The 23,917-nt window shown below is 61.0% G+C and carries 27 protein-coding genes; 10 read left to right on the forward strand and 17 right to left on the reverse strand.

Annotation, left to right across the window (positions count from 1 at the left end):
* Positions 1–5: 5 nt before the first annotated feature.
* The 4 genes from CYD26_RS15165 to coxB form a co-directional block, all read right to left on the reverse strand.
* On the reverse strand, positions 6–893 hold the full coding sequence (locus tag CYD26_RS15165) for a cytochrome c oxidase subunit 3 (protein WP_065759077.1): 888 nt from the start codon (positions 891–893) through the stop codon (positions 6–8).
* A gap of 12 nt (positions 894–905) precedes the next feature.
* The gene (locus tag CYD26_RS15170) at positions 906–1,475 is read right to left on the reverse strand and encodes a cytochrome c oxidase assembly protein (RefSeq protein ID WP_065759078.1); all 570 of its coding nucleotides are present in this window, start codon (positions 1,473–1,475) and stop codon (positions 906–908) included.
* Between the two features lie 31 nt (positions 1,476–1,506).
* Positions 1,507–3,099: a cytochrome c oxidase subunit I gene (gene ctaD, locus CYD26_RS15175; protein WP_065759079.1), complete on the reverse strand. Its 1,593-nt coding sequence runs from the start codon at positions 3,097–3,099 to the stop codon at positions 1,507–1,509.
* A 70-nt stretch (positions 3,100–3,169) separates the two neighbouring features.
* On the reverse strand, positions 3,170–4,297 hold the full coding sequence (gene coxB / locus CYD26_RS15180) for a cytochrome c oxidase subunit II (protein WP_065759080.1): 1,128 nt from the start codon (positions 4,295–4,297) through the stop codon (positions 3,170–3,172).
* A gap of 363 nt (positions 4,298–4,660) precedes the next feature.
* Between coxB and CYD26_RS15185 the strand changes: the two genes are divergently transcribed.
* Entirely contained in the window at positions 4,661–5,308 is a 648-nt protein-coding gene (locus CYD26_RS15185; protein WP_065759081.1) for a hypothetical protein, read from the forward strand.
* A 48-nt stretch (positions 5,309–5,356) separates the two neighbouring features.
* Here CYD26_RS15185 and CYD26_RS15190 read toward each other — a convergent pair whose 3' ends face one another.
* From CYD26_RS15190 to prlC, 4 genes are all read right to left on the reverse strand, one after another.
* On the reverse strand, positions 5,357–6,076 hold the full coding sequence (locus CYD26_RS15190; protein WP_065759082.1) for a carbonic anhydrase: 720 nt from the start codon (positions 6,074–6,076) through the stop codon (positions 5,357–5,359).
* 116 nt (positions 6,077–6,192) lie between these two features.
* Positions 6,193–7,251: a PA0069 family radical SAM protein gene (locus CYD26_RS15195; protein ID WP_102052995.1), complete on the reverse strand. Its 1,059-nt coding sequence runs from the start codon at positions 7,249–7,251 to the stop codon at positions 6,193–6,195.
* An 89-nt stretch (positions 7,252–7,340) separates the two neighbouring features.
* The gene (locus tag CYD26_RS15200) at positions 7,341–7,628 is read right to left on the reverse strand and encodes a YheV family putative zinc ribbon protein (protein WP_065759084.1); all 288 of its coding nucleotides are present in this window, start codon (positions 7,626–7,628) and stop codon (positions 7,341–7,343) included.
* Positions 7,625–9,676 carry an oligopeptidase A gene (gene prlC, locus CYD26_RS15205; RefSeq protein WP_102052996.1) on the reverse strand — a complete coding sequence of 684 codons (2,052 nt, stop codon included), beginning with the start codon at positions 9,674–9,676 and terminating at the stop codon, positions 7,625–7,627. The genes CYD26_RS15200 and prlC overlap by 4 nt, the downstream gene beginning before the upstream one ends.
* A 99-nt stretch (positions 9,677–9,775) precedes the next feature.
* On the opposite strand from prlC, the gene CYD26_RS15210 reads away from it, so the two are divergent.
* A complete protein-coding gene (locus CYD26_RS15210) occupies positions 9,776–10,324 on the forward strand; it encodes a gamma carbonic anhydrase family protein (RefSeq protein ID WP_065759086.1) in 549 nt (182 codons plus the stop codon).
* A gap of 28 nt (positions 10,325–10,352) precedes the next feature.
* Positions 10,353–10,997, forward strand: coding sequence for an HAD family hydrolase (locus tag CYD26_RS15215; protein WP_065759087.1), 645 nt, complete (start codon positions 10,353–10,355; stop codon positions 10,995–10,997).
* Positions 10,998–11,024: 27 nt separating this feature from the next.
* Here CYD26_RS15215 and CYD26_RS15220 read toward each other — a convergent pair whose 3' ends face one another.
* Positions 11,025–12,110, reverse strand: coding sequence for an aminopeptidase (locus tag CYD26_RS15220; RefSeq protein ID WP_178081713.1), 1,086 nt, complete (start codon positions 12,108–12,110; stop codon positions 11,025–11,027).
* A gap of 65 nt (positions 12,111–12,175) precedes the next feature.
* On the opposite strand from CYD26_RS15220, the gene CYD26_RS15225 reads away from it, so the two are divergent.
* Both CYD26_RS15225 and CYD26_RS15230 read left to right on the forward strand, forming a co-directional pair.
* Positions 12,176–12,589 carry a hypothetical protein gene (locus tag CYD26_RS15225; protein ID WP_102052997.1) on the forward strand — a complete coding sequence of 138 codons (414 nt, stop codon included), beginning with the start codon at positions 12,176–12,178 and terminating at the stop codon, positions 12,587–12,589.
* A gap of 52 nt (positions 12,590–12,641) precedes the next feature.
* Positions 12,642–13,052, forward strand: a complete 411-nt coding sequence (locus CYD26_RS15230; protein ID WP_102052998.1) for a hypothetical protein — start codon at positions 12,642–12,644, stop codon at positions 13,050–13,052.
* A gap of 3 nt (positions 13,053–13,055) precedes the next feature.
* Here the strand turns inward: CYD26_RS15230 and CYD26_RS15235 are convergent, their stop codons facing one another.
* Entirely contained in the window at positions 13,056–13,289 is a 234-nt protein-coding gene (locus CYD26_RS15235) for a DUF1161 domain-containing protein (protein WP_065759090.1), read from the reverse strand.
* Between the two features lie 182 nt (positions 13,290–13,471).
* Here CYD26_RS15235 and CYD26_RS15240 point away from each other — a divergent pair, with 182 nt between their 5' ends.
* Entirely contained in the window at positions 13,472–14,479 is a 1,008-nt protein-coding gene (locus CYD26_RS15240; protein ID WP_102052999.1) for an LLM class flavin-dependent oxidoreductase, read from the forward strand.
* A gap of 73 nt (positions 14,480–14,552) precedes the next feature.
* On the opposite strand, the gene CYD26_RS15245 is transcribed toward CYD26_RS15240, so the two are convergent.
* The 3 genes from CYD26_RS15245 to CYD26_RS15255 form a co-directional block, all read right to left on the reverse strand.
* Positions 14,553–14,777, reverse strand: a complete 225-nt coding sequence (locus CYD26_RS15245) for a DUF1161 domain-containing protein (RefSeq protein ID WP_102053000.1) — start codon at positions 14,775–14,777, stop codon at positions 14,553–14,555.
* Positions 14,778–14,890: 113 nt separating this feature from the next.
* The gene (locus CYD26_RS15250; protein WP_065759093.1) at positions 14,891–15,106 is read right to left on the reverse strand and encodes a dodecin; all 216 of its coding nucleotides are present in this window, start codon (positions 15,104–15,106) and stop codon (positions 14,891–14,893) included.
* Positions 15,107–15,181: 75 nt separating this feature from the next.
* The gene (locus tag CYD26_RS15255; protein WP_102053001.1) at positions 15,182–16,078 is read right to left on the reverse strand and encodes a LysR family transcriptional regulator; all 897 of its coding nucleotides are present in this window, start codon (positions 16,076–16,078) and stop codon (positions 15,182–15,184) included.
* A gap of 111 nt (positions 16,079–16,189) precedes the next feature.
* Here CYD26_RS15255 and trpB point away from each other — a divergent pair, with 111 nt between their 5' ends.
* Positions 16,190–17,416, forward strand: coding sequence for a tryptophan synthase subunit beta (gene trpB, locus CYD26_RS15260; protein WP_065759095.1), 1,227 nt, complete (start codon positions 16,190–16,192; stop codon positions 17,414–17,416).
* A complete protein-coding gene (gene trpA / locus CYD26_RS15265) occupies positions 17,413–18,225 on the forward strand; it encodes a tryptophan synthase subunit alpha (RefSeq protein WP_099773228.1) in 813 nt (270 codons plus the stop codon). The genes trpB and trpA overlap by 4 nt, the downstream gene beginning before the upstream one ends.
* 59 nt (positions 18,226–18,284) lie before the next feature.
* Here trpA and CYD26_RS15270 read toward each other — a convergent pair whose 3' ends face one another.
* Positions 18,285–18,620, reverse strand: a complete 336-nt coding sequence (locus tag CYD26_RS15270) for a DOPA 4,5-dioxygenase family protein (RefSeq protein WP_065759097.1) — start codon at positions 18,618–18,620, stop codon at positions 18,285–18,287.
* A gap of 114 nt (positions 18,621–18,734) precedes the next feature.
* Here CYD26_RS15270 and CYD26_RS15275 point away from each other — a divergent pair, with 114 nt between their 5' ends.
* On the forward strand, positions 18,735–20,306 hold the full coding sequence (locus tag CYD26_RS15275) for a SulP family inorganic anion transporter (RefSeq protein ID WP_102053002.1): 1,572 nt from the start codon (positions 18,735–18,737) through the stop codon (positions 20,304–20,306).
* Here CYD26_RS15275 and aroE read toward each other — a convergent pair.
* Positions 20,303–21,127, reverse strand: a complete 825-nt coding sequence (gene aroE / locus CYD26_RS15280; RefSeq protein WP_065759099.1) for a shikimate dehydrogenase — start codon at positions 21,125–21,127, stop codon at positions 20,303–20,305. The genes CYD26_RS15275 and aroE overlap by 4 nt on opposite strands.
* Before the next feature lie 68 nt (positions 21,128–21,195).
* Positions 21,196–22,125 (reverse strand): oxygen-dependent coproporphyrinogen oxidase, encoded by a 930-nt coding sequence (hemF, locus tag CYD26_RS15285; RefSeq protein ID WP_065759100.1) that lies wholly within the window; start codon positions 22,123–22,125, stop codon positions 21,196–21,198.
* A 134-nt stretch (positions 22,126–22,259) separates the two neighbouring features.
* Here hemF and CYD26_RS15290 point away from each other — a divergent pair, with 134 nt between their 5' ends.
* Positions 22,260–23,237 (forward strand): NADPH:quinone reductase, encoded by a 978-nt coding sequence (locus CYD26_RS15290; protein ID WP_102053003.1) that lies wholly within the window; start codon positions 22,260–22,262, stop codon positions 23,235–23,237.
* Between the two features lie 99 nt (positions 23,238–23,336).
* Here the strand turns inward: CYD26_RS15290 and CYD26_RS15295 are convergent, their stop codons facing one another.
* Positions 23,337–23,894, reverse strand: a complete 558-nt coding sequence (locus tag CYD26_RS15295) for an L-threonylcarbamoyladenylate synthase (RefSeq protein ID WP_065759102.1) — start codon at positions 23,892–23,894, stop codon at positions 23,337–23,339.
* Positions 23,895–23,917 lie beyond the last annotated feature (23 nt).

Consider the following 23,917-nt stretch of genomic DNA (forward strand, 5'->3'; position numbering starts at 1 on the left):
CCCGACTAAAGCACGTACACGAAGATAAACAGACCCACCCAGACCACATCGACGAAGTGCCAGTACCAGCTGGCGGCCTCGAACCCGAAGTGCTTGTCGGCATTGAAGTGCCCACGCAGGATGCGGATGAACATCACCAGCAGGATCACCGTGCCCAGTGTCACGTGGGCACCATGGAAACCGGTGAGCATAAAAAAGGTTGCGCCGTAGATCCCCGACCCCAGTGTCAAACCGAGCTCGGTGTAGGCCTCGTGATACTCGTAGGCCTGCAGTATCAGGAAAGAGATCCCCAACAGGATGGTCAGGCCAAGCCACAGTTTGAGCGGTCCACGATGGTCCTTCCTCAACGCGTGGTGAGCGATGGTGACAGTGACACTCGAGCTGACCAGCAAGATGGTGTTGATCAGCGGCAGATGCCAAGGGTCGATGACCTCCCTGGGCGGCGGAAACAATTTCGGATCAGGGGTCTGCAACAGCGGCCAGGCAAACTCGAAGTTTGGCCACAGCATGTGTGTCACGCCCTTGGCACCATCACCGCCCAACCATGGCCCGGCCAGCGTGCGCACGTAGAACAATGCGCCGAAGAAGGCGAGGAAAAACATCACTTCAGAGAAGATGAACCAGGACATTCCCCAGCGGAATGAGCGATCCAGTTGTGGGCTGTATAGCCCCGCTCGACTTTCCCTGACCACCGAACCGAACCAGCCAAACAACATGTAAGCCAGAAACAGCGCCCCGACGAAGAAGATCAGCGGCCCATGGGAATCGGGACGACCAGCCTTCATGTCGTTGAACCAGGTACCCAGGCCGAACACAGTGATCAACATCCCGATCGTGGCAATGATCGGCCACTTGCTCTGCGCCGGTACGTAGTAGTGCTGATGTGAAGCCATGGGGTGTTCTCCTTATCGAGCGCCCTGGTAAGCCTGGCCGGCCACCTGAGCCACCGGCGGCTGACGAGCGGTGATATCGAACAGCGTGTACGCCAGTGTCAGGTGCTTCACATCCTTGGGCAGGTCACGGTCAACAATGAACCGCACCGGCATTTCGATGCGCTCACCCGGTTGCAACACCTGCTGGCTGAAACAAAAGCATTCGGTCTTGTGGAAATACGCCGCCGCCTCAGCCGGCGAAATACTCGGAATCGCCTGGGCCGTCATCGGCCGGTTGCTGGGGTTGCGGGCCACGAAAATCATCTGGTTCACCGCGCCAGGATGCACATCCAGCTGATCGGCCTTGGAGTAGAAGTCCCAGACCATGTCGCTGGCATTGGTCGACATGAACTGCACCTTCACCGTACGGCTCGGATCACTGACCTGGCTGCCCTCGTACTGCCCGCCGGTCTTGCCGTTGATGCCGAAGGCCTTGCACATGACGTCGTAGATCGGCACCAGGGCAAAACCAAAGACGAACATCACCACCGCCAGCAGCATCAGCCGGACGATCAGTGTCCGCATGGCGAGTTGCCCGCTCATGGCTCGCTCCCTGAACCGCCCAAAGCGCTGTTCATTTGACCTCCGGCGGGGTCACGAACGTGTGGTAAGGCGCAGGCGAAGGGATCGTCCACTCCAGGCCGTCCGCTCCGTCCCAGGGTTTGGCCGGGGCCGGTTTGCCGCCCCGAATGCACTTGATGACGATGAACAGGAAGAAGAGCTGCGTGGCGCCGAAGGTGAACGCACCAATCGAGGAGATCATGTTGAAGTCGGCGAACTGCAGGTTGTAGTCCGGAATCCGCCGGGGCATGCCCGCCAGGCCAACAAAATGCATCGGGAAGAAGGCCATGTTCATGCCAATGAACGACAGCCAGAAGTGCAGCTTGCCCAGCGTCTCGTCATACATGTGCCCGGTCCACTTCGGCAGCCAGTAGTAGGCCGAGGCGAAGATCCCGAAGATCGCCCCCGGCACCAGCACGTAGTGGAAATGCGCGACCACAAAGTACGTGTCGTGGTATTGGAAGTCCGCCGGGGCGATGGCCAGCATCAGCCCGGAGAAACCACCGATGGTGAACAGAATCACGAAGGCCACGGCAAACAGCATGGGCGTCTCGAAGGTCAGCGAGCCCTGCCACATGGTGCTCACCCAGTTGAACACCTTCACCCCGGTAGGCACTGCTATCAACATGGTGGCGTACATGAAGAACAGCTCGCCGACCACCGGAATACCGACCACGAACATGTGGTGCGCCCAGACAATGAAGGACAGGAAGGCAATCGCACCGGTGGCGTAGACCATCGAGGTGTAACCAAACAGCGGCTTGCGCGAAAACGCCGGAATGATCGAACTGACCGCGCCGAAAGCCGGCAAGATCATGATGTACACCTCGGGATGGCCGAAGAACCAGAACACGTGCTGGAACAGCACCGGATCGCCACCGCCAGCGGCGCTGAAGAAGCTGGTGCCAAAATGGATGTCCATCAGCATCATGGTCACCACCCCGGCCAGCACTGGCATCACCGCGATCAGCAAGAACGCGGTAATCAGCCAGGTCCAGACGAACAACGGCATTTTCATCAGGGTCATGCCGGGTGCGCGCAAGTTGAGAATGGTCGCGATAACGTTGATCGCCCCCATGATCGAGCTGATACCCATCAGGTGGATGGCGAAGATGAAGAAGGTCACACTCTCCGGCGCATAGGTGGTCGACAGCGGCGCGTAGAAGGTCCAACCGAAGTTCGGTCCGCCACCCGGCATGAACAGGGTCGAGACCAGCAGCAGGAAGGCCGCGGGCAACAGCCAGAAGCTGAAGTTGTTCATCCGCGGCAGCGCCATGTCCGGCGCACCGATCATCAGCGGAATCATCCAGTTGGCCAACCCGACGAAGGCCGGCATCACGGCACCGAAGACCATCACCAGGCCGTGCATGGTGGTCATCTGGTTGAAGAACTCCGGCTGGACGATCTGCAGACCCGGCTGGAACAGTTCGGCGCGGATCACCATGGCAAACGAGCCGCCCAACAGGAATGCGCAGAAGCTGAACCACAGGTACATCGTGCCGATGTCTTTATGGTTGGTGGTCAGCACCCAGCGCATCAGGCCCTTGGCCGGGCCGTGGGCGTGGTCAGCGCCGGCATGACCGTGGTCGTCGATCACTGCACTCATGTCCTGTCTCCTGCAATCCGCTGTACGTGGCTGGCCACGCGGCCAACGCGAGTTCCGACGAAGGGCCGGTTCATTGGCTTTCTGCCTGCTTGAGCGCCAGTACATCCTTGGGTGTGACCATGTCGCCCTTGTTGTTGCCCCAGGCGTTGCGCTCGTAGGTCACCACCGCAGCAATATCCACTTCCGACAGCTGCTTGCCGAACGCAGCCATCGCCGTGCCGGGCTTGCCGTGGAACACGATATTCAAGTGCCCCTCCTTAGGCCCGGTGGCGATTTTCGAGCCCTTGAGCGCCGGGAACATCGGCGGCAGGCCTTGCCCCTCGGCCTGGTGACAGGCCACGCAGGTGGTGTGGTAAACCTTGTCGCCGCGCTCCACCAGTTCCTGCAGCGTCCATTCCTTACTGGTCAGCTCCTTAAGCTTGGCGCTCTCAGCCTTGCGTTCGGCCAGCCAGGCATCGAAGTCGGGCTTGGACTTAACCTCGACCACGATCGGCATGAAGCCATGGTCCTTGCCACACAGCTCCGTGCATTGGCCCCGGTAGATTCCGGGCTTCTTGACCCGGGTCCAGGCCTCGTTGACGAAGCCCGGAATCGCATCACGCTTCACGGCGAAGGCCGGCATCCACCAGGAGTGAATGACATCGGCTGCGGTCACCAGAAAGCGCACCTTGGCGTCGACCGGCAGCACCAGCGGCTGATCCACTTCGAGCAGGTAATGCTCGTCCTTGGGTGACTTGTTATGGATCTGATCGGCGGGTGTGGCCAGGTTGCTGAAGAACTCGACATCCTGGCCCAGGTACTTGTAATGCCATTTCCACTGGTAGCCGGTGACCTGAACATCCAGGTCTGACTCACTGGCATCGTAGATATCGATCAGCGTTTTCGTGGCCGGAATGGCCATGGCCACGAGAATCAGAAAGGGCACGACGGTCCAGAGGATCTCCACCCAGGTGTGCTCATGGAAATGAGCCGGCTCCTGCCCGGTGGAACGACGGTGGATGATCATCGACCAGAACATCGCGCCGAAGACCACCAGGCCGATGATCACGCAGATCCAGAAGATGGTCATGTGCAGGTCGAAGACTGCGTTGCTGACCTCAGTCGCACCCGGCGCCATATTCACAGTCCAGGCGGCGTGTGCCTGACCGAATACCGACCACAACAGGAGGCCCATCCAGACATGTGGATGTCGCATCATTGCGGGTTCCCCTTATCGTTCTTGTTATCCCGGAGGCATGGACCTACGGCTAAGGGTACGGCGGCCAAGACTGCACACTTTGGGGCCGAGCCCCTGCTGCAATGCAGTCGGGCCTCGTCAGCCAATCACTTTCAACCGGAGTATAGACAGCGACCCTGACCGCGCAATCGACAGGAAAAATTCAGCACAAGGGGCAAATGATCGGCGTGTCGTCCACAACCAACGACCAATACCAGCGTGTTGGCAGGTCAATATAACCTCAGACTATAAGTGTCCTCTGATTATGAAAAATGCGTCTTAATCGCTCGCAGAACCGAGCTACCTTATGTCTTCCGTTTGTAATCCTTTGTCCCTGGAGTTGTCATGAACATCGCCGCATTGCGCGAGCAGATCACCCGTGCCCATCAACATGAAGCCGAAACCGGCCAGCTGAAACAGCAACTCGCACAGCAATTGCCACACCTGCACCCGGCGATCCAACTGCCGGAACAGGATGCTCAGGGCGTACTGACACGTTTCGTCAGCGCCTACATCGATCAGGTGCCAGAGGTATTGGAAGCCGCCCACGACGTTGCTCGTGAAGCGGGCATCGAATCGCAGATCAAACCGGTGTTGATGATTGCCGAGGCGTATTTCGTCACGCCGCCAACGATCCTGGAGGGCCATGTCGGCCTCGACAGCCTGCTCGATGAAGCCTACCTGGCCCATCGCCTGGTCGAGGAAGTGAACGACGTGTACATCAAGCACTTCCAGCAGCCACTGATTCCGCTGGACACCACGGTCGCCAACCTGATCGCCCACCAACTGATCGGCGAAAGCTTCGCCAACCAATTGGACGAAGTGGTACACCACTCTGTGGATAACCTGCTCAATGAGGAAAGCTTCGCCCTGGAGTCGGTGGAAGCCTACCGAGAGAAACTCAGCAGCCCGGATACCGGTGCCGCCTGGAAGCGCTGGCCGTGCCTGTCTCGCCAATTGGGCGTGGGCCTGGACCTCGACCAATCAGCCTGAACACACGCCTGAGCTGCCGGACTTGCCGGCAGGGTCAGGCGCACGTAGCTAGAAACGCCCCTTGGGCGTCGCGCAGGGAATAGGTTGCCCGACGGTCAACGGCAGGAACGCGTCGTGCTCAGCATCGTAAGCACTGATCTCGCTGGTCTCGATGTTGTAAATCCAGCCATGGATGAACAACTGGCCGGCCGCCATGCGCGAGGCTACCGAAGGATGTGTGCGCAAATGCTGCAATTGCGCAATCACGTTTTCCTTGGTCAGCACCTGCATGCTTTCATGCTCAGTGCTGCAATGGCAGTTGTCCTCGACAACCGTCCTGGCGACCTCGGCATGGCGCAACCAGGCCTTTACGGTCGGCATTTTCTCCAGGCTCTGCGGGTTCAGTACCGCACGCATCGCACCACAATCGGAGTGGCCACAGACAATGATGTGGTGCACACCAAGCGCCATGACAGCGTATTCGATCGCGGTGGAAACACCGCCGTTCATTTGCCCGTAGGGCGGCACCACGTTACCGACATTACGGGTTACGAACAGGTCGCCCGGCGAGCTCTGAGTGATCAGTTCAGGGACAATCCGCGAGTCTGCACAGGTGATGAACATCGCTCGTGGTTTCTGCGCGGTGGCGAGCTTCTTGAACAGCTCTTCCTGTTGCGGAAAGACCTCATGATGAAAACGCAGAAAGCCGTCGACGATATGCTTGAGTGCCGCGTCGGCATCGTTGGCATCAACCACCGGGCCGGACGGAGAGGGTTCCTTGTCTTGCATGATTTATCCTCTGTGACGGTTTGAACGTTAATGCCATATTAACGGGATATTGATTCAGGCAAAGCGTGACGATTAGATGACGTCACTGACTCACCCATCACAACCGCAAGCCTCATTCACAGCAAAGACAATTGCCCCCCAGGGGGGCAAAACGCGCTGCAATCCAGCCCAGGCCCTTCGCGCCGGTTCAGCCCCAGACGACGGATCGCCGTGCTGAAGCGTTGCGCCAACAGTTCGGCAAACACCCCCTCACCACGCATCCGCGCACCGAATCGGCTGTCGTACAAGTCACCGCCTCGACTCTGACGAATCAGGCTGAGCACATGGGCAGCCCGTTGCGGGTAGTGGTCGTGCAGCCACTGCTCGAACAGCGGCGCGACCTCCAAGGGCAAGCGCAACAGCATGTACGCAGCGCTCAAGGCCCCCGCACCCTTGGCCGCTTCCAGCAGCCGTTCAAGCTCACTGTCATTGATCATCGGAATCATTGGCGAGCACAGCACGCCCACCGGAACACCTGCCTCGCGCATGACCCGAATGGCCCGCAAGCGGGCCTTCGGTGCCGCCGCCCGGGGTTCCAGAACACGCTTGAGCTCATCGTCGAGCGTGGTGAGGCTGATCATTACCCTCACCAATCGCTGCTGGGCCAGCTCGGCCAACAGGTCCAGGTCACGCAGGATCAGCGAACCCTTGGTCACTATCGTGACCGGATGGCGGTAGCGCAACAGCACCTCCAGCAGGCGACGGGTCAGCTTCTGCTCGCGCTCGATCGGCTGATAGGGGTCGGTATTGGAACCCAGGTTGATCGGCGCACAGACGTAACCCGGCTTGGAGAGTTGCTGTTCCAGCACAGCAGCCGCATTGGTCTTGGCGATCAGCTTGGTCTCGAAGTCCAGCCCTGGCGACAGGTCCCAATACGCATGACTGGGCCTTGCATAGCAGTAGATGCAACCATGTTCACAGCCCCGGTAAGGGTTGATAGAGCGGTCGAAGGGCAGGTCTGGCGAGCTGTTGCGAGTGATGATGGTCTTGGCTGTTTCGATACGGACTTCAGTACCCTGCGTGAGCGGGACTTCCTGATACCAGCCGTCATCCTCGACCACCGAGCGGTTCGGCGCGAAGCGGTTGTGCGGATTGCTCGCAGTACCGCGGCCACGCACGGGGAGTGGAGTGGACATAAAAACGCCCTCTATACTGTTTTTATATACAGTATAGAGGGCGATAACCAATTACCAGAGCCGTCTGGCGCCTGGCACTGCCGAGCCGATTACTCGGCTGGCTTCTTCAGCTTCGGGTTCGGAAAGAACTGAACCGTCTGCACCGCAGGCCTGGCCGGCTTGAGCTCGACATGATTGACCCGCGTGCCGAGCTCCTTCGGTACCGACAAGCCCTGTTCATTGAGGGTATCGGTGAAACCGCAGGCTACACACTCACGGTGTGGGACGCTGTCTTCGCTCCACATCATCAACTTGTCCGGCTCACTGCATGCCGGGCAAACAGCACCGGCGATAAAGCGTCGTTTCGTTACATTCACATTCACATGCGCTTCGCTCATGCCGCCACATCCTCACTCAGACCACTGTGACGTAAGAGTGCATCGATTGACGGCTCACGGCCACGGAAGTCGACGAACAGCAGCATCGGCTCCTGCGAACCACCGCGCGCCAGCACCGCCTCACGGAAAGCACGTCCGGTTTCAGCGTTCAGTACACCTTCCTCTTCAAAACGCGAAAACGCGTCCGCCGAGAGCACTTCGGCCCACTTGTAGCTGTAGTAACCGGCGGCATAGCCGCCAGCAAAGATATGCGCAAAGCTGTTGGGGAAGCGGTTATACGCTGGAGGACGCATGACCGAGACTTCGTCACGGATGCTTTCAAGTACGTCCATCACGCTGCGACCATCGCCATGGTGAGCATGCAGTTCAAAGTCGAACAGCGAGAACTCCAGTTGGCGCAGCATCATCAGACCGGACTGGAAGTTCTTCGCCGCCAGCATTTTCTCCAGCAGGTCCTTGGGCAGTGCTTCGCCGGTTTCGTAATGCCCGGAAATCAGCGCCAGGCTTTCAGGATCCCAGCACCAGTTTTCCATGAACTGGCTCGGCAACTCGACCGCGTCCCACGCCACACCATTGATACCGGAAACACCTGCATGCTCGATGCGCGTCAGCAGGTGGTGCAGGCCGTGGCCGAACTCGTGGAACAGCGTGGTAACTTCATCGTGGGTCAGCAGCGCTGGCTTGCCGGGCGCTGCCGGGGTGAAGTTGCACACCAGGTTGGCGACCGGGTTCTGCAGCTCACCCGTCGCGGTGCGCCGACGGTCGCGAGCGCCGTCCATCCAGGCACCACCGCGCTTGTTGGCGCGTGCATACAGGTCGAAGAAGAAGCGCCCGACGTGCTGGCCGTGCTCCTTGATTTCGAAAAGACGCACGTCCGGGTGCCAGCTGTCGAAACCTTTGAGTTCGGTAATTTCGATGCCGTACAAACGCTGAACGATGGCGAACAGGCCGGTCAGCACCTTATCGATCGGGAAGTAGGCACGCAGGGTTTCCTGGGAAACGCTGTAGCGCTGCTCACGCAGCTTCTCGCCAAAGTAACCGCTGTCCCAGCTCTGCAGATCGGCACACCCTTGCTCGGCCGCGTAGGCCTTGAGCTGAGCCAGATCCTGAGCCGCGAACGGCTTGCTGCGTTTGGCCAGATCACGCAGGAAACTCAACACCTGATCGCTGGACTCGGCCATCTTGGTCGCCAGGCTCAACTCGGCGAAGTTGGCGAAACCAAGCAGGCCGGCCAACTCCTGACGCAAATCGAGGATTTCGCTCATCACCGGGCCATTGTCGAACTGGCCAGCATTCGGGCCTTGGTCGGACGCACGGGTGCAGTACGCGGCGTAGACTTCTTCACGCAGGGAGCGATCCTGGGCGTAGGTCATCACCGCGTAATAGCTTGGGAACTCCAGGCTGATCAGCCAACCATCGAGGCCCTTGGCCTGGGCTGCTGCGGCCATTTGCGCCTTGGCCGAATCGGTCAGGCCAGCCAGAGCCGCTTCGTCAGTAACGTGCTTGGTCCAGGCCTGGGTCGCGTCCAACAGTTGGTTGGAGAACCGGCTGCCCAGTTCCGACAACTTGCTCTGGACCTCGGCATAACGCTGTTGCTTGTCTGCAGGCAGGTCGATACCCGACAGACGGAAGTCACGCAGGGCGTGTTCGATGATGGTTTTCTGCGCCACATCGAAGTGTGCTGCCGCCGGGCTGGCGGCCAGGGCCTGATAAGCCTGGAACAGCTCGCGGTTCTGCCCAAGCTCGGTGGCGTAGGCGCTAAGTGCGGGCAAGCAAGACTCGTAGGCCTCGCGCAGTTCGGCACTGTTGCACACTGCATTGAGGTGGCTGACCGGGCTCCAGGCCGCGCCCAGACGGTCGTTGAGTTCATCCATGGCCAAGACCAGGCCTTCCCAGGTGGGGTTCTCACCCTGGGATTTCAGAATGGCGGCGATGGCACTACGGTTGTCGGCCAGGATCTGTTCAATCGCCGGCAGCACATGCTCGGCACGGATCGCCGAGAAGGGCGGCAGGTCGTAGGACTGCAGAAGCGGGTTGTTCGCACTCACGGTTAAACACCTTGGCAGAAGAAACACAGGCCCATCTTAATTACAATCAGCGCTCCCCGCAGCTATCCAAAGTTATACATGCCATACAAGGAAACGATCATGGCCATCCGCAGTTTCCAGAACCACACGCCACGCCTGGGCGAACGGGCCTTTGTCGACCGCTCGGCGGTCGTGCTGGGTGATGTCGAGATCGGCGACGACAGCTCTGTCTGGCCACTGACCGTGATTCGTGGCGACATGCACCGTATCCGCATCGGTGCGCGCACCAGCGTGCAGGATGCCAGCGTGTTGCATATCACCCACGCCGGCCCCTTCAACCCGGACGGCTTCCCGCTGCTGATCGGCGACGACGTGACCATCGGCCACAAGGTCATGCTGCACGGCTGCACACTTGGCAACCGGATCCTGGTGGGCATGGGCAGCACGATCATGGACGGTGCGGTGGTCGAGGATGAGGTGATCATCGGGGCAGGCAGCCTGGTGCCCCCGGGCAAGCGCCTGGAAAGCGGCTTCCTCTATGTTGGCAGCCCGGTCAAGCAGGCACGCCCGCTGACCGACAAGGAGCGCGCCTTCTTCCCTTACAGCGCCGCCAACTACGTCAAGCTCAAGGACCAGCACCTGGCTGAAGGCTACGATCGCCCGGAATGACGTTATCCACAGCCCAACAGAGATTGCCATGCACTATCAGAACATTCTCTTCGACCTGGACGGCACCCTGACCGATCCGCGCGAAGGCATCACCCGCTCGATCCAGTATGCGTTGAGCAAACTGGGCATCGACGAACCCGACTTGAGCCGCCTGGAGCACTTCATCGGCCCGCCATTGCTGCAGGCCTTCATGCAGTTCTATGACTTTGACGAAGCGCGCGCCTGGGATGCGGTGAATTTCTACCGCGAGCGTTTTAAAGTCACCGGGCTTTACGAGAACCGCGTCTTCGAGGGTGTGGGCGAACTGTTGCAGGCGCTGGAAGGGCAGGGCAGGACGCTGTACATCGCGACCTCAAAGCCTTGGGTATACGCCCGCGAAATCGCCAGGCACTTCGAGTTCGATCGCCACTTCAAGGTGATCTACGGCAGTGAACTGGACGGCACCCGCACCGACAAGATCGAACTGATCGCCCACCTGCTTGAGCAAGAGCAACTGGAGCCGGCGCAAACCCTGATGATCGGTGACCGCAAACACGACCTGATCGGCGCCCGTCGCAACGGCCTGGACGCAGCAGCCGTGGGGTATGGCTTTGGCAGCTTCGAGGAGCTCAACGCCGAACAACCGGCCTACCACTTCGCCACGCTGAGCGAACTGCATCGAGCCTTTCTGTAACGCGCGCAGATGGCAAGGCCGTGTCCGTCAGTGCAGGGCATTCACCAGCGCCTGCTTGCGTTGCACTGGCGGCAACCGCCCCCACGCCTCCGCAGCGGCGTAAAAGGCCGTCCAATCGCCATTCACCTGCTTGAACAACGCGGCAAACGCCGGCACCCACTGGTCATACAGGCCGAAGGGCAACAGCTTGGCGTTGTTCAGCGGTGATTCAACCCAGGCATCAAACCGGCCAACACCGCCCCACGCAGTATCGCGCAATGCCCGGTACTCCCGACGCAAGCGCTCGAATTCGGCCGCTTTCGCCGCACGTTTGGCCGGTACTGCCAGTGGTGCGGCGTACAGTGCCTTCAAACGCTCACGACTGGCCAACACCAGGCCCGTGAACTGGTCGCGCTGTTGGCTGGCACTGTCCTGCAGCGGTGGCAGGTTGCGCGCCTTGCGCCATTGGCGCGTGCCTTCCTGCTCGACGAAGGTGGCAAAGGATTCGTTGAACTCGGTGTCATCCTTCACATACACGCGCTGGTGGGCCAGTTCATGAAAGATCAACGTGGCCAAACGCTCATCCCCCCAACCCATCATCGAACTGAGGATAGGGTCATCGAACCAGCCCAGTGTCGAATAGGCTTGTACGCCGCCAATGTAGACATCCTGCCCTTGCTGCCGGGCCAGTGCTGCTGCACCGCGCGCCGCGCTCTGGCTGTAGTAGCCGCGATAGGCCACACAACCGGCAACAGGAAAACAATGGGTGAGGGGTTCGAGGTCAAACTCGGGGGTTGCGAACACGTTCCACACCACAAACGGCCGACCGATATCGGCGTACACCCGATAACTGCGGTTGTCCGGCAGCTTCAGTTGCGTACTGGCGAAGGCCCGGGCCTGCTCTGCCTGCGCCAGATGCTTGCGCAAGGTCGCATCGCGCGCGGGGTCGGCGATGATCTCGGCCACAGGCTCGCGGGCTTGCAGCAGGTGCCACTGGCCGCTGGCCAACTGGCTGTAGTAGCCGAGGCTGGAACAACCGCTGAGCAGCAAAAGCGCTGACAGGGGAACCAACAGTCGGCTGCTGCGGTCGAGTACCCGGAGACCTGAGCGCAGCAAAAAAATCAGTCGAATCATGACGCCAGGCGTCCCGCTCAAGTCCTTGTCGCCCCAAGACTATCCTGCCAACCCGGAGTTTTGCCATGCGTACGATGTTTGTTGCCTGCAGCCTGCTGATTCTGTCCGGTTGCGCAGGCCTTCCCGCACCCGACCCCAACCAGGCCTGGATCGACCTGACACCCCATCCAGACGAGTCACTGCATGCGGTAGAAGTGGACGAGCGTAGCTGGACCGACAAACGCTACTTTGAAGTCTCCCCCGGCAGCCATGAGCTGACGGTGCGTTATCAGTTCCCGGTCGCGCCCGGTAACATCGGCCCGGTCAGCGAGCCGCTGTGGCGCGATTGCCAGCTGAATGTGAAATACAAGGACTTCAATGCCGGTCAGCGCTACCAGCTAAAGGCGGGGAGTACCGGCTTGAACCCCTGGGTGAAACTCTATGATGAGCAACGTCGGGTGGTTGGCAAGGGGCTACCGGCAGGCTGTCAACGCACCTGAAGTGCCTAATGGCGCTATGCTTGAACTTTGAAACCTGCCATTGGAGACCATCATGCGCCAGCCGCTGATGTTGCTCACCGTCAGTACCTTGGCCGCCTGCAGCAATCCCTTGCCCCCCATCGATACCAAGCAGGCCTGGGTCGACCTCTACACCATTACCCCTGGCCGACTGGTCATGGCTGATCGTCTGGACGGCACGCGCCTGAACGATGGTCGCTACTTCCAAGTAACGCCAGGGCCCCACGAGTTGATCGTGCGCTTCGACTACGAGGTTTATGCCGGCGGTTTCACCAGCGAACCGGTCGAAAGAACCTGCTACCTCACCGTTCGCTACGATAATTTTCAAGCAGGCCAACGTTACCGCCTGGAAGCCCGCGCACTGAGCATGACCCCCAATGCGTGGCTGTACGACGCCGACCGCAAGATACTCGCGGAGGAGCGAGACGTGCACTGCATTCCTTGAGACCTAGCGATCATTCTTCTGGTAAATGATCTTTCGGGTTCCGCCATCGCAGCTACCCACCACCATGTTCTGGTCGTGGACTTCGTTATTGGGGACGATTTCCAGGGTATAGGAGGTGACGCCACGCGCCTGGATCTTGGCCTCGATTTCGGCCTTGAGTTCCTCACAAGGCTTAGGCGCAGCCAGTACTGCCGATGCCATCAGCATGCCCAGTACGGTAAATGCAAAACGAATCATGGGACTACTCCTGGGTGGTGGCACGAAGGTTCGCGCCTTGTCTGCTTTCAGAGGCCGATACGGCAAGCAAGTTCAGCTCGATTTCATAGGCGGGCATTGAATCTCTGGAATATGCCCATACAGAGCCAGCAGGGTCGTCGCTCGACGCCGGCCAAACGACTGCCCAGGAGCCCCAACAGCCCATGAAGCGACTTGCCGATATCAAGATTTCCACACTCGACCTGGTGCCAGTACGTCAGGACGGTGGCCCGGCACAAGCCCTGAGAAACTCCCTCGATCTTGCGCGTAATGTCGAGAGATTCGGCTATAACCGCTTTTGGGTCGCCGAACACCACAATATGGACGGCATTGCCAGTTCGGCCACGGCGGTACTGCTCAGTTACCTGGCGGGAGGCACCTCGACGATCCGCGTCGGTGCCGGTGGCGTCATGCTGCCAAACCACGCGCCACTGGTGATTGCCGAACAGTTCGGCACCCTGGCCAGCCTCTATCCAGGCCGGATCGACCTGGGCCTGGGGCGTGCGCCAGGCTCCGATCAACTGACCGCCCGTGCCCTGCGCCGTGAGCGCTCCGGCAGTGCCGACGACTTCCCAGAGGATGTCGCCGAACTGGTGCGCTACCTGGGCCCACGTACGGCTGATCAAAAAGTGATCGCCGTGCCTGGCTATGGCACCGAGGTGCCGATCTGGCTGCTCGGATCAAGCCTGTTCAGCGCCCAGCTCGCCGGTCAGCGTGGCTTGCCCTACGCCTTCGCCTCGCATTTCGCCCCCCGCTACATGCACGAGGCGATTCGCGTGTATCGCAACCATTTCCAGCCCTCTGCGGTGCTCGACAAACCTTACGTGATGCTCGGCGTACCGCTGGTCGCCGCCGATACCGACGAGCAGGCCGACTACCTGGCCACCTCGGTGTACCAGCGCATCCTGGCGTTGATGCGCGGGCAAAGCCTGATGCAACGCCCACCGGTAGCGTCAATGGACGGCCTCTGGTTGCCCCACGAGCGCGAAGCGGTGGGCAGTTTCCTTGGGCTGGCAATGGTCGGTGGGCCGGAGAAAATCCGCGCCAAACTGGAGGTATTGCTGGAGCAGACCCAGGCCGATGAGCTGATCTTCACCTGCGACCTGTATGAGCATGCTGACCGGATACGGTCTTACGAGTTGTTGGCGCAGACGGTGCTGGGCGACCGATAACGGTATCCAGACATTCGCGTGGCAACGTCGGCTCCTGCGCAGGTATAAACCGCGGGAGCCGACGCTTACTGGCTTAACCGCGTTTGTAGACGATTTCCTTGGTACCGCCCTCGCAGGTACCTACGACGTTTCCACCCGCAGCGGCGCCTTTGGCAACGATCTCCAGCGAATAACCGGAAACACCTTTCGCCTTGAGCTTCGCGTCGATCTCGCTTTTCAACGCTTCGCACGGTTTGCCGGCTGCCAACGCCGTTCCGGCGAGCATCATCAAACCGAAAGCCATCACCACCTTCTTCATCGATCGCATTCCTTGTTCAGATCAAAAAGAAACGGGTACCGGACGCTGCCCGGCATCTTTACCTATGTACCCCAAGCTGCGCGTTCAAGCCAGCACTGTGGCATCAGGACGCATCAACTGTTGGCAATCCGAAAGCCCACCTTGAGGGTCACCTGAAAGTGCGCGGCCTTGTTGTCCTTGATATGTCCACGGGTGTCGACCACCTCGAACCACTCCAGGTGCTGAATACTCTTGCCAGCCTCGGCTAGCGCATTGTTGATGGCCTCTTCGATGCTGTTGGGGGATGAGCCGACAAGCTCTATTTTCTTGTAGGTGTGATGATCGGACATGGCGTTTCTCCTGACGAGCCTGACTCCAGAGCCTAGCAGCGCCACACGGATTTACCTGCCGAACAGGCCCGGCTATCACACGACCTGCTGTGCCAGTTCAGCACGCAGCCAACCGGCAAGCTGTTCGGCACGCCCATCGGCGGCGCGGCGTGGCACCCATAGCACCAACGCGGCCTGGGTCTGACAAAAGCCCCACGGCGCAGCCAGACGCCCGGCACGCAGGTCATCGGCTACCAGGGGTTGTGGCGCAATGGCAACGCCAAGGCCCGCGACAGCCGCCTCCAGCAAGTAATACAGGTGCTCGAAGTCCTGCCCATACCTCAACGCCTGCGGGTCGAGCCCCTGTTGCCGAGCCCAACTGGGCCACGCCTGTGGGCGCGAGGTGGTTTGCAGCAACGCTTCACCCAACAAGGCGCTGGCCGGCGCCTGCTGCAAACGCGCAAAGCCGCTGCAATGCGGGCTAAGCACCGGGCCGATACGCTCCTCGGCCAACACATGTACCTGCATGTCGGCTGGCCATGGCGGTTCCGCGAACACCAGAAGGGCATCCAGGCCCGGGCGACGCGGATCAAGGTCACCTTCGCCCGCAGACAGGTGCAGCCGCAATTCCGGCAGGTCGGCCTTCAAGCGGCCCAACCGCGGTATGAACCAACGCGCCAACAGGCTGCCCGAACAGCCCAGAACGAAGGGCGCCTCGGCACTGTCGCGGCTTAATTCGGCGCACACCACACGCAGGCGCTCGAACGCATCGCTACTGGCATCCCGTAGCCGCACCCCAGCATCTGTGAGTTTAATGCCACGCCCATCCTTGACGAACAGGCTCACCCCCAAGTGCTCCTCCAACACCTTGAGCTGACGGCTAACCGCGCCATGGGTAACGTGCAGCTGCTTGGCAGCCTGGCTGACGCTGTTCAGCCGGGCGGTCGCTTCGAACGCCCGCAAGGCGTTCAACGGAGGCAAGTCGTGGGCCATTTGATTTGTGAGTTTTCCTGACAGGTTATGGCGATCTTATCGGTTTTCAGATGCGTGTGTCGTGGTTAGAGTAGAGCCAATCCCAGTCTAGATAACGCCTTGGAGCGACTCATGACCCAGACCCACTACCGCAGCGGCCCTGATGCCAACGGCCTGTTTGGCGATTTCGGCGGCCGTTACGTCGCTGAAACCCTGATGCCACTGGTGCTTGACCTGGCCAAAGAATATGAAGCTGCCAAGGCCGACCCGGCGTTCATCGAAGAACTGGCCTACTTCCAACGCGATTACATCGGTCGCCCGAACCCGCTGTACTTCGCAGAACGCCTGACCGAGCACTGCGGCGGCGCGAAGATCTACTTCAAGCGCGAAGAGCTCAACCACACCGGCGCGCACAAGATCAACAACTGCATCGGCCAGGTACTGCTGGCCAAGCGCATGGGCAAAAAGCGCCTGATCGCTGAAACCGGCGCCGGCATGCACGGCGTGGCCACCGCCACCGTAGCGGCACGCTTTGGCCTGCCTTGCGTGATCTACATGGGCGCCACCGACATCGAGCGCCAGCAAGCCAACGTGTTCCGCATGAAGCTGCTGGGCGCCGAGATCGTCCCGGTCACTGCCGGTACCGGTACGCTCAAGGACGCGATGAACGAAGCCCTGCGTGACTGGGTGACCAACGTTGATGAGACCTTCTACCTGATTGGTACTGTTGCAGGTCCGCACCCGTATCCCGCCATGGTCCGTGACTTCCAGTCGATCATCGGCAAGGAAACCCGTGAACAGATGAACGCCAAGGAAGGTCGCCTGCCAGACAGCCTGATCGCCTGTGTTGGCGGTGGCTCGAACGCCATGGGCCTGTTCCACGACTTCCTCGATGACGCCAGCGTACAGATCATCGGCGTCGAAGCCGGTGGCCATGGCGTCGACACCGACAAACACGCGGCCAGCCTCAACGGTGGTGTACCGGGCGTATTGCACGGTAACCGTACCTACCTGCTGCAGGACGCGGACGGCCAGATCACCGACGCCCACTCGATTTCTGCGGGCCTCGACTACCCGGGCATCGGTCCGGAACACGCTTACCTGCACGAAGTGAAGCGTGTCGAGTACGTCAGCATCACCGATGACGAAGCCCTGGCGGCGTTCCACACCACCTGCCGCCTGGAAGGCATCATCCCGGCGCTGGAGACCGCCCACGCCCTGGCTGAAGCGATCAAACGCGCGCCGACCCTGCCCAAGGATCACCTGATGGTGGTGTGCCTGTCCGGGCGCGGCGACAAAGACATGCAAACCGTAATGAGCCATATGGCCGCGACCGCACAGCAGGAGAAGCAGGCATGAGCCGTCTTGAACAACGTTTTGCCACGCTCAAGGCCGAAGGCCGTGCGGCACTGGTCACATTCGTCACCGCAGGCGACCCGGGCTACGATGCCTCGCTGGCGATCCTCAAGGGCCTGCCCGCCGCTGGCGCCGACGTGATCGAACTGGGCATGCCCTTCACCGACCCGATGGCCGATGGTGTGGCGATCCAGCTGGCCACCCTGCGTGCCCTGGACGCCGGTCAGACCCTGGCGAAAACCCTGCAGATGGTGCGCGAGTTCCGTGTCGACGACAGCACCACGCCCATCGTCCTGATGGGCTACTACAACCCGATCCACCGTTTTGGTGTCGAAGCCTTCGTCGCAGACGCCAAGGAAGCCGGCGTCGATGGCCTGATCATCGTTGACCTGCCGCCAGAGCATGATGCCGAACTGGCGACCCCGGCCCAAACCGCCGGGATCGACTTCATTCGCCTGACCACTCCGACAACCGACGATGCGCGTTTGCCACGCGTGCTCGAGCGCAGCTCGGGCTTTGTCTACTACGTCTCGGTTGCCGGTGTGACCGGTGCCGGCTCTGCCACCACCGATCAGGTCAGCAGCGCCATCGAGCGCCTGCGTCGGCATACCGACCTGCCAATCAGCGTTGGCTTCGGTATCCGCACACCGGAGCAGGCGGCGGCCATTGCCCGTCTCGCAGACGGCGTAGTGGTAGGCTCGGCACTGGTAGACAAGATTGCCCACGCAACCAGCGCTGAACAAGCCGTAGGCGATGTGCTGGAGCTGTGCTCGGCACTGGCCGAAGGTGTGCGGGCAGCGCGCAAGGCCTAAGTCTCAATCGCAGGCAAGCCTGCTCCTGCACCTTGTGTGGGGAGCTTGCTTGCGACACCTTAGGCTTGGCTGAAGATCGACAGGTCGAGCGGTCGCACCGCGCCCATCCAGATCCCGTGATCACGATGATCGGCCAATTCGTCACCAGTCAGCGGGTGCAGGAACACCACCAGCCCGTTGCGGTACAACGCTAGCCAAGGCAGCACTACGCCAACCACTTCCGGACCAAACGCCAACTGGCAACTCCAGTCCGGGTGCGGCCCCACCGGTTGCTGATGCATCCGCCCCATCGTCACCGGAAACAGCTGCGAAGCTTCCTCGCACAGCGCCCGGGCCTGCGCCATGGTGCTGGCATCGTAATAGACATGGGCGTGATAGCCCTTGATTCTTTGCACACGAGCTCCTGACCCCAAAGAACGTTCACAACTATAACCCGCCCGCTCAGGGACGGCTTGCACCACCGCGCAGGAAATCGCACCCTGTGTACTGCTCAGCCGACCGAGAACCCCATGGCCTGGCCCGACCGCCACACACTCCTGCCTTTTCTTTCCTGGCTACCTCGGCAGACCCGTGCCAGCGTCGGTCGCGACCTGCACGTGGGCCTGAGCGGGGCAATCCTCGCCCTGCCGCAATCCATTGCGTATGCCCTGATCGCTGGACTGCCCGCCGAGTACGGCCTGTACGCAGCCATCGTACCCGTACTTATTGCGTGCCTGTGGGGTTCATCCTGGCACCTGATCTGTGGGCCCACCGCGGCGATATCGGTCGTGCTGTATGCCAGTGTCAACCCTTTGGCCAGTGCGGGCAGCAGCGATTACATCACGCTTATCCTGCTACTGACGTTCCTCGCCGGCGTGTTTCAGTGGTTGCTGGGCATGCTCAGGTTCGGTGCGCTGGTCAATTTTGTCTCCCTGCCTGTGGTACTCGGCTTTACCATCGGTGCCGCCGTGGTCATTGCCTTGGGGCAACTGCCAAGTCTTCTGGGGCTGGACCTGCCCAGCCAGACAACGGCCTTGAAAGCCCTGCAGGGCCTGCTTGAACATGCAAAAAACGCCGACCTGCGTTCACTCGCCCTAGGCCTGGGTACGCTGCTGCTGGGCATTGCCCTGAGGCAGCTGCGACCGCGCTGGCCGGGCCTGCTGATCAGCCTGACCAGCGCCAGCCTGCTGTGCGCGTTGTGGCCTTCCGTCTTCGCGCATGTGGCGCGGGTACAGGGTTTCGTCGGCCAACTACCGCCCATAAGCCCACTGCCGCTATGGGACCTGGAACTGCTGCTGCGGCTGCTGCCCGGTGCCGTGGCGGTGGGGATGCTCGGCCTGGTGACGAGCCTGTCGATTGCCCGTGCCTTGTCAGCACGCTCGGAGCAACTGATCGACGTCAATCAGGAAATCCGTGCTCAGGGCCTGTCGAACATGGGCGGGGCGTTCTTCTCCGGTTACCTGTCCTCAGGCTCTTTCACCCGCTCGGGATTGAGCCTGGAAGCAGGTGCCCGCTCGCCGTTGGCCGGGGTGTTTTCCGCGCTGTGGGTCGCGCTGTTCGCCGTGACCGGTGCCACGCTGATCGCCCACATTCCGCTACCGGCCATGGCCGGCAGTATTCTGCTGATTTGCTGGGGGTTGATTGACCACCGAGCGATTCGGGCGCTGTTCCGCGTCAGCCGGGCGGAATTCCTGGTGATGGCAGTGACCTGCGCCGCCACGCTGCTGCTGGAGTTGCAGACCGCTATCTATGCCGGCGTACTGGTATCGCTGTTCTTCTACCTCAAGCGCACATCGCAGCCTAGTGTCCAGCACAGCCGGGAAGGTGATGTGGATATCCTGCGGGTCGGCGGGTCGATTTTCTTCGGCGCCAGCCATTACCTGCAGGTGCGCCTGCAACGCTGCCAAGGCCCGAGGGTGGTGATCGATGCCCGACAGATCAACTTCATCGACTATTCCGGAGTGGAGATGCTGCACCGCGAAGCCCGCCGCCTGCGTCGGCAGGGCGGCAGCCTGACCCTGCGTCGCGCGCGACCGCAAGTGGTTGAAGAGTTGTACAAGCTGGAAGGGGCAGCGCACTGCCCCATTCGTTTCGAGGATTAGCCGCGCGCCAGCTGGCGGCGCAACTCATCGAGGACAGGCGCAGTATCAGGGTGCACACCACGCCAGATGAAAAACGCTTCGGCGGCCTGCTCAACGAGCATACCCAAGCCGTCCAGCACCTGCGCCGCGCCCTGTTCGCTGGCCCAGCGGCAGAACGGGGTCGGTTCCTTGCCGTACATCATGTCGTAGCACACGGTATGCCCCGGCTGGATCAGGCTGGCATCAATCGGCGGAACCTCACCGGCCAGGCTGGCCGAGGTGGCATTGATTATCAGGTCGACCGGCTCTTTCAGCCAAGTAAACCCACTGGCAGCCACCGGGCCCAGGTCAGCGAACTCACGCGCCAGTTGTTCGGCCTTTTCCACCGTACGGTTGGCAATCACCAGCGACGCCGGGTTGTGCGCCAACAACGGTTCCAGCACACCACGCACGGCGCCACCGGCGCCGAGCAGCAAAATGCGCTTGCCCGTCAGTTGTACACCGGCATTCACGGTCAGGTCACGGACCAGCCCGGCACCGTCGGTGTTGTCACCCTGCAGGCTGTCATCAGCCAGTTTGCTCAAGGTGTTCACCGCACCAGCCCGGCGTGCCCGCGGGGTCAGGCTATCGACCATTCGGAAGGCTTCTTCCTTGAACGGCACGGTGACATTGGCCCCACGCCCCTGCTTGAAGAAGCCCAGAGCACAGTTACTGAAGTCGTCCAGCGGCGCAAGCAAGGTGCTGTATTCCAAGTGCTCGCCGGTCTGGTCGGCAAACAGCCGGTGGATCAAAGGCGACTTGCTGTGGCCAATCGGGTTGCCGAAGACGACATACTGGTCCATTCACGCGATTCCTGAGTCAGGCCCGAGGCTCGGGCAAGTTATCCACTGCGAGTTATCCACAACGCGGCTCAATGACCAGCTTTGGCAGCCTCGCCAAGCCAGTCGCGATCCTGCAGGAAGTACTCGGTCAAGCGCGCTTCCTCGCTGCCAGGTTCAGGCTTCCAGTCGTAGCCCCAGCGAACCTGCGGCGGCAGTGACATCAGGATCGACTCGGTACGCCCACCCGACTGCAGGCCGAACAGGGTGCCACGGTCATAGACCAGGTTGAACTCCACATAACGGCCACGGCGGAACTCCTGGAATTCACGCTGCTGTGCCGTGTATGGCTGAGCCTTGCGGCGCTGCACGATGGGCAGATAAGCCTCGACGTAGGCATCGCCGATAGCCCGCATGAAGGCGAAGCAGGTGTCGAAGTCCCATGCATTCAGGTCGTCGAAGAACAGGCCGCCGATGCCGCGAGGCTCATTACGATGCTTGAGGTGGAAATAGCGATCACACCAGGCTTTGTAACGCGGGTAAACGTCAGCGCCAAACGGCGCGCAGGCTTGCTCGGCGACCCGGTGCCAATGCACGCAATCTTCTTCGTTGGCGTAGTACGGCGTCAGGTCAAAACCACCACCGAACCACCAGACCGCTTCCTCGCCTTCTTTCTCGGCGATGAAAAAGCGCACATTGGCGTGAGAAGTCGGTACATGCGGGTTGTGCGGGTGGATCACCAGCGACACACCCAGCGCTTCAAAGCCACGCCCCGCCAGCTCTGGCCGATGGGCACTGGCCGAAGGCGGCAAACCGCTGCCGAACACGTGGGAGAAGTTCACCCCACCTTTCTCGATCACCTTGCCATCGCTGATGACCCGGGTTCGCCCGCCACCGCCCGCTTCACGCGTCCAGCTGTCCTCGACGAACCGTGTACCGCCGTCTTCGTTCTCAAGGGCAGTGCAAATCCGGTCTTGCAGGTCAAGCAGGTAGGCTTTCACGGCCTCGGTGCGGCTAGTCATCAGGTCACCTGGAAACGGGCTAAGGCAAATTCGGCGCGTAGCATACCACCGGCCATGGGCCTGCCGCAGTTGACGGCGATCAAGCAACGGAGTCCGATAGCAGCTTTCCCCAGGATCAATACAGGAGAGAGCAGATGGCCAAGCGTATCCAGTTCAGCCAGCATGGAGGTCCAGAGGTCCTGCAGTGGGTCGATTACGAGCCACAGGCACCCGGGCCACAGCAGGTCAGCGTGCGCAACCAGGCCGTTGGCCTGAACTTCATCGATACCTACTTCCGCAGCGGCCTCTATGCACCGCCCTCACTGCCTTCGGGCCTGGGCACGGAAGGGGCGGGCGTGGTTGAAGCCGTTGGCGAGGGTGTCGAGCATTTCACGGTCGGCGACCGCGTGGCCTATGCTGTCGGCCCGCTGGGCGCCTACAGCGAGGTGCATGTGCTGCCAGCAGCCAACCTGGTGAAACTGCCAGACGCCATCAGCTTTGAGCAGGCTGCGGCCGTGATGCTCAAGGGCCTGACCGTGCAGTACCTGCTACGCCAGACCTATGCCGTGCAACCGGGCCAGACCATTCTGTTCCACGCCGCCGCCGGCGGTGTCGGCTCGCTCGCCTGCCAATGGGCCAAGGCCCTTGGGGTCAAGCTGATCGGTACCGTTAGCTCGGCGGAAAAAGCCGAACGGGCCAAGGCGCTGGGTGCCTGGGCGACCATCGACTACAGCCATGAAGACGTCGTGCAACGGGTTCTGGAGCTGACCGATGGCAAGAAATGCCCGGTGGTTTATGACGGCGTTGGTCAGGATACCTGGCTGACGTCTCTCGACTGCCTGGCCCCCCGTGGCCTGATGGTCAGCTTCGGTAATGCCTCCGGGGCGGTCAGCGGCGTGAACCTGGGCATTCTGGCGCAGAAAGGCTCGCTGTATGTCACCCGACCAACGCTGGCAGGCTACGCCAACACCCCAGCCAACACGCAAGCAATGGCCGATGAACTGTTCGGGATGATCGCCAGTGGCAAACTGACGGTAGATATCCAGCAACGCTACCCGTTGAGCGAAGCGGCCAAGGCCCAAACCGAGCTGTCGGCACGCCGGACAGTGGGGTCCACGGTGCTGTTGCCTTGACACCCACCCGGTAGGCACCCGCCTTGCCGGCGATAACCGCAGCGCCGTGCCTGTTCCTGCACGGCGCGCGAATCGCTGGCAAGGGCGGTTTAGCGCTCCTCAGCCCGGTCGGACAACATCGCCGGTCATCAGGTCGCGAATCACACTCGGGTTCTTGCGACCGCCCAAGGCACCACCAAGAACCAGATCCAACTGGCCATGGAAGTACTGCTCAACCCGCAGCCGCGTGCGGGCTGCAGGCCGCCCCTGAGGGTTGGCCGAAGTCGACACCAGCGGCCCGACCAGCGCACACAGGTCACGCACCACCGGGTGATCGCTGACACGCAGGGCGACAGTGTCGTGCATGCCGGTGATCCACTCCGGGAGCATTCCCTGATGCGGCACCAACCAGGTGTTCGGCCCCGGCCAGGTACTGCCCATGCGGTCGAGCCAGGTTTCCGGAAAATCCTCGAACAGAAAATCGAACTGGCGAATATTGTCGGCGATCAGGATCAACCCCTTGTCTACCGAACGCGACTTGATCGCCAGTAACCGATCAACCGCTTCCTCGTTCCAGGGATCACAGCCCAGACCCCAGACGGCTTCGGTGGGATAGGCAATCACCGCACCCGCCCGAATCTCGCGTGCAGCTTGTTGCACGCGCCAATTGCTCACCATTGCTGTCACTCCGCTAAAAGGCT

This window comes from Pseudomonas sp. FFUP_PS_473 (genome assembly GCF_002858665.1).
GTDB lineage: Bacteria > Pseudomonadota > Gammaproteobacteria > Pseudomonadales > Pseudomonadaceae > Aquipseudomonas > Aquipseudomonas defluvii.

Bases quoted from the DNA above. Each gene is read 5' to 3' on its own strand.
- CYD26_RS15165 (WP_065759077.1), bottom strand. From the start codon at position 893: ATGGCTTCACATCAGCACTACTACGTACCGGCGCAGAGCAAGTGGCCG.
- CYD26_RS15170 (WP_065759078.1), bottom strand. From the start codon at position 1,475: ATGAGCGGGCAACTCGCCATGCGGACACTGATCGTCCGGCTGATGCTG.
- ctaD (WP_065759079.1), bottom strand. From the start codon at position 3,099: ATGAGTGCAGTGATCGACGACCACGGTCATGCCGGCGCTGACCACGCC.
- coxB (WP_065759080.1), bottom strand. From the start codon at position 4,297: ATGATGCGACATCCACATGTCTGGATGGGCCTCCTGTTGTGGTCGGTA.
- CYD26_RS15185 (WP_065759081.1), top strand. From the start codon at position 4,661: ATGAACATCGCCGCATTGCGCGAGCAGATCACCCGTGCCCATCAACAT.
- CYD26_RS15190 (WP_065759082.1), bottom strand. From the start codon at position 6,076: ATGCAAGACAAGGAACCCTCTCCGTCCGGCCCGGTGGTTGATGCCAAC.
- CYD26_RS15195 (WP_102052995.1), bottom strand. From the start codon at position 7,251: ATGTCCACTCCACTCCCCGTGCGTGGCCGCGGTACTGCGAGCAATCCG.
- CYD26_RS15200 (WP_065759084.1), bottom strand. From the start codon at position 7,628: ATGAGCGAAGCGCATGTGAATGTGAATGTAACGAAACGACGCTTTATC.
- CYD26_RS15210 (WP_065759086.1), top strand. From the start codon at position 9,776: ATGGCCATCCGCAGTTTCCAGAACCACACGCCACGCCTGGGCGAACGG.
- CYD26_RS15215 (WP_065759087.1), top strand. From the start codon at position 10,353: ATGCACTATCAGAACATTCTCTTCGACCTGGACGGCACCCTGACCGAT.
- CYD26_RS15220 (WP_178081713.1), bottom strand. From the start codon at position 12,110: ATGATTCGACTGATTTTTTTGCTGCGCTCAGGTCTCCGGGTACTCGAC.
- CYD26_RS15225 (WP_102052997.1), top strand. From the start codon at position 12,176: ATGCGTACGATGTTTGTTGCCTGCAGCCTGCTGATTCTGTCCGGTTGC.
- CYD26_RS15230 (WP_102052998.1), top strand. From the start codon at position 12,642: ATGCGCCAGCCGCTGATGTTGCTCACCGTCAGTACCTTGGCCGCCTGC.
- CYD26_RS15235 (WP_065759090.1), bottom strand. From the start codon at position 13,289: ATGATTCGTTTTGCATTTACCGTACTGGGCATGCTGATGGCATCGGCA.
- CYD26_RS15240 (WP_102052999.1), top strand. From the start codon at position 13,472: ATGAAGCGACTTGCCGATATCAAGATTTCCACACTCGACCTGGTGCCA.
- CYD26_RS15245 (WP_102053000.1), bottom strand. From the start codon at position 14,777: ATGAAGAAGGTGGTGATGGCTTTCGGTTTGATGATGCTCGCCGGAACG.
- CYD26_RS15250 (WP_065759093.1), bottom strand. From the start codon at position 15,106: ATGTCCGATCATCACACCTACAAGAAAATAGAGCTTGTCGGCTCATCC.
- CYD26_RS15255 (WP_102053001.1), bottom strand. From the start codon at position 16,078: ATGGCCCACGACTTGCCTCCGTTGAACGCCTTGCGGGCGTTCGAAGCG.
- trpB (WP_065759095.1), top strand. From the start codon at position 16,190: ATGACCCAGACCCACTACCGCAGCGGCCCTGATGCCAACGGCCTGTTT.
- trpA (WP_099773228.1), top strand. From the start codon at position 17,413: ATGAGCCGTCTTGAACAACGTTTTGCCACGCTCAAGGCCGAAGGCCGT.
- CYD26_RS15275 (WP_102053002.1), top strand. From the start codon at position 18,735: ATGGCCTGGCCCGACCGCCACACACTCCTGCCTTTTCTTTCCTGGCTA.
- aroE (WP_065759099.1), bottom strand. From the start codon at position 21,127: ATGGACCAGTATGTCGTCTTCGGCAACCCGATTGGCCACAGCAAGTCG.
- hemF (WP_065759100.1), bottom strand. From the start codon at position 22,125: ATGACTAGCCGCACCGAGGCCGTGAAAGCCTACCTGCTTGACCTGCAA.
- CYD26_RS15290 (WP_102053003.1), top strand. From the start codon at position 22,260: ATGGCCAAGCGTATCCAGTTCAGCCAGCATGGAGGTCCAGAGGTCCTG.
- CYD26_RS15295 (WP_065759102.1), bottom strand. From the start codon at position 23,894: ATGGTGAGCAATTGGCGCGTGCAACAAGCTGCACGCGAGATTCGGGCG.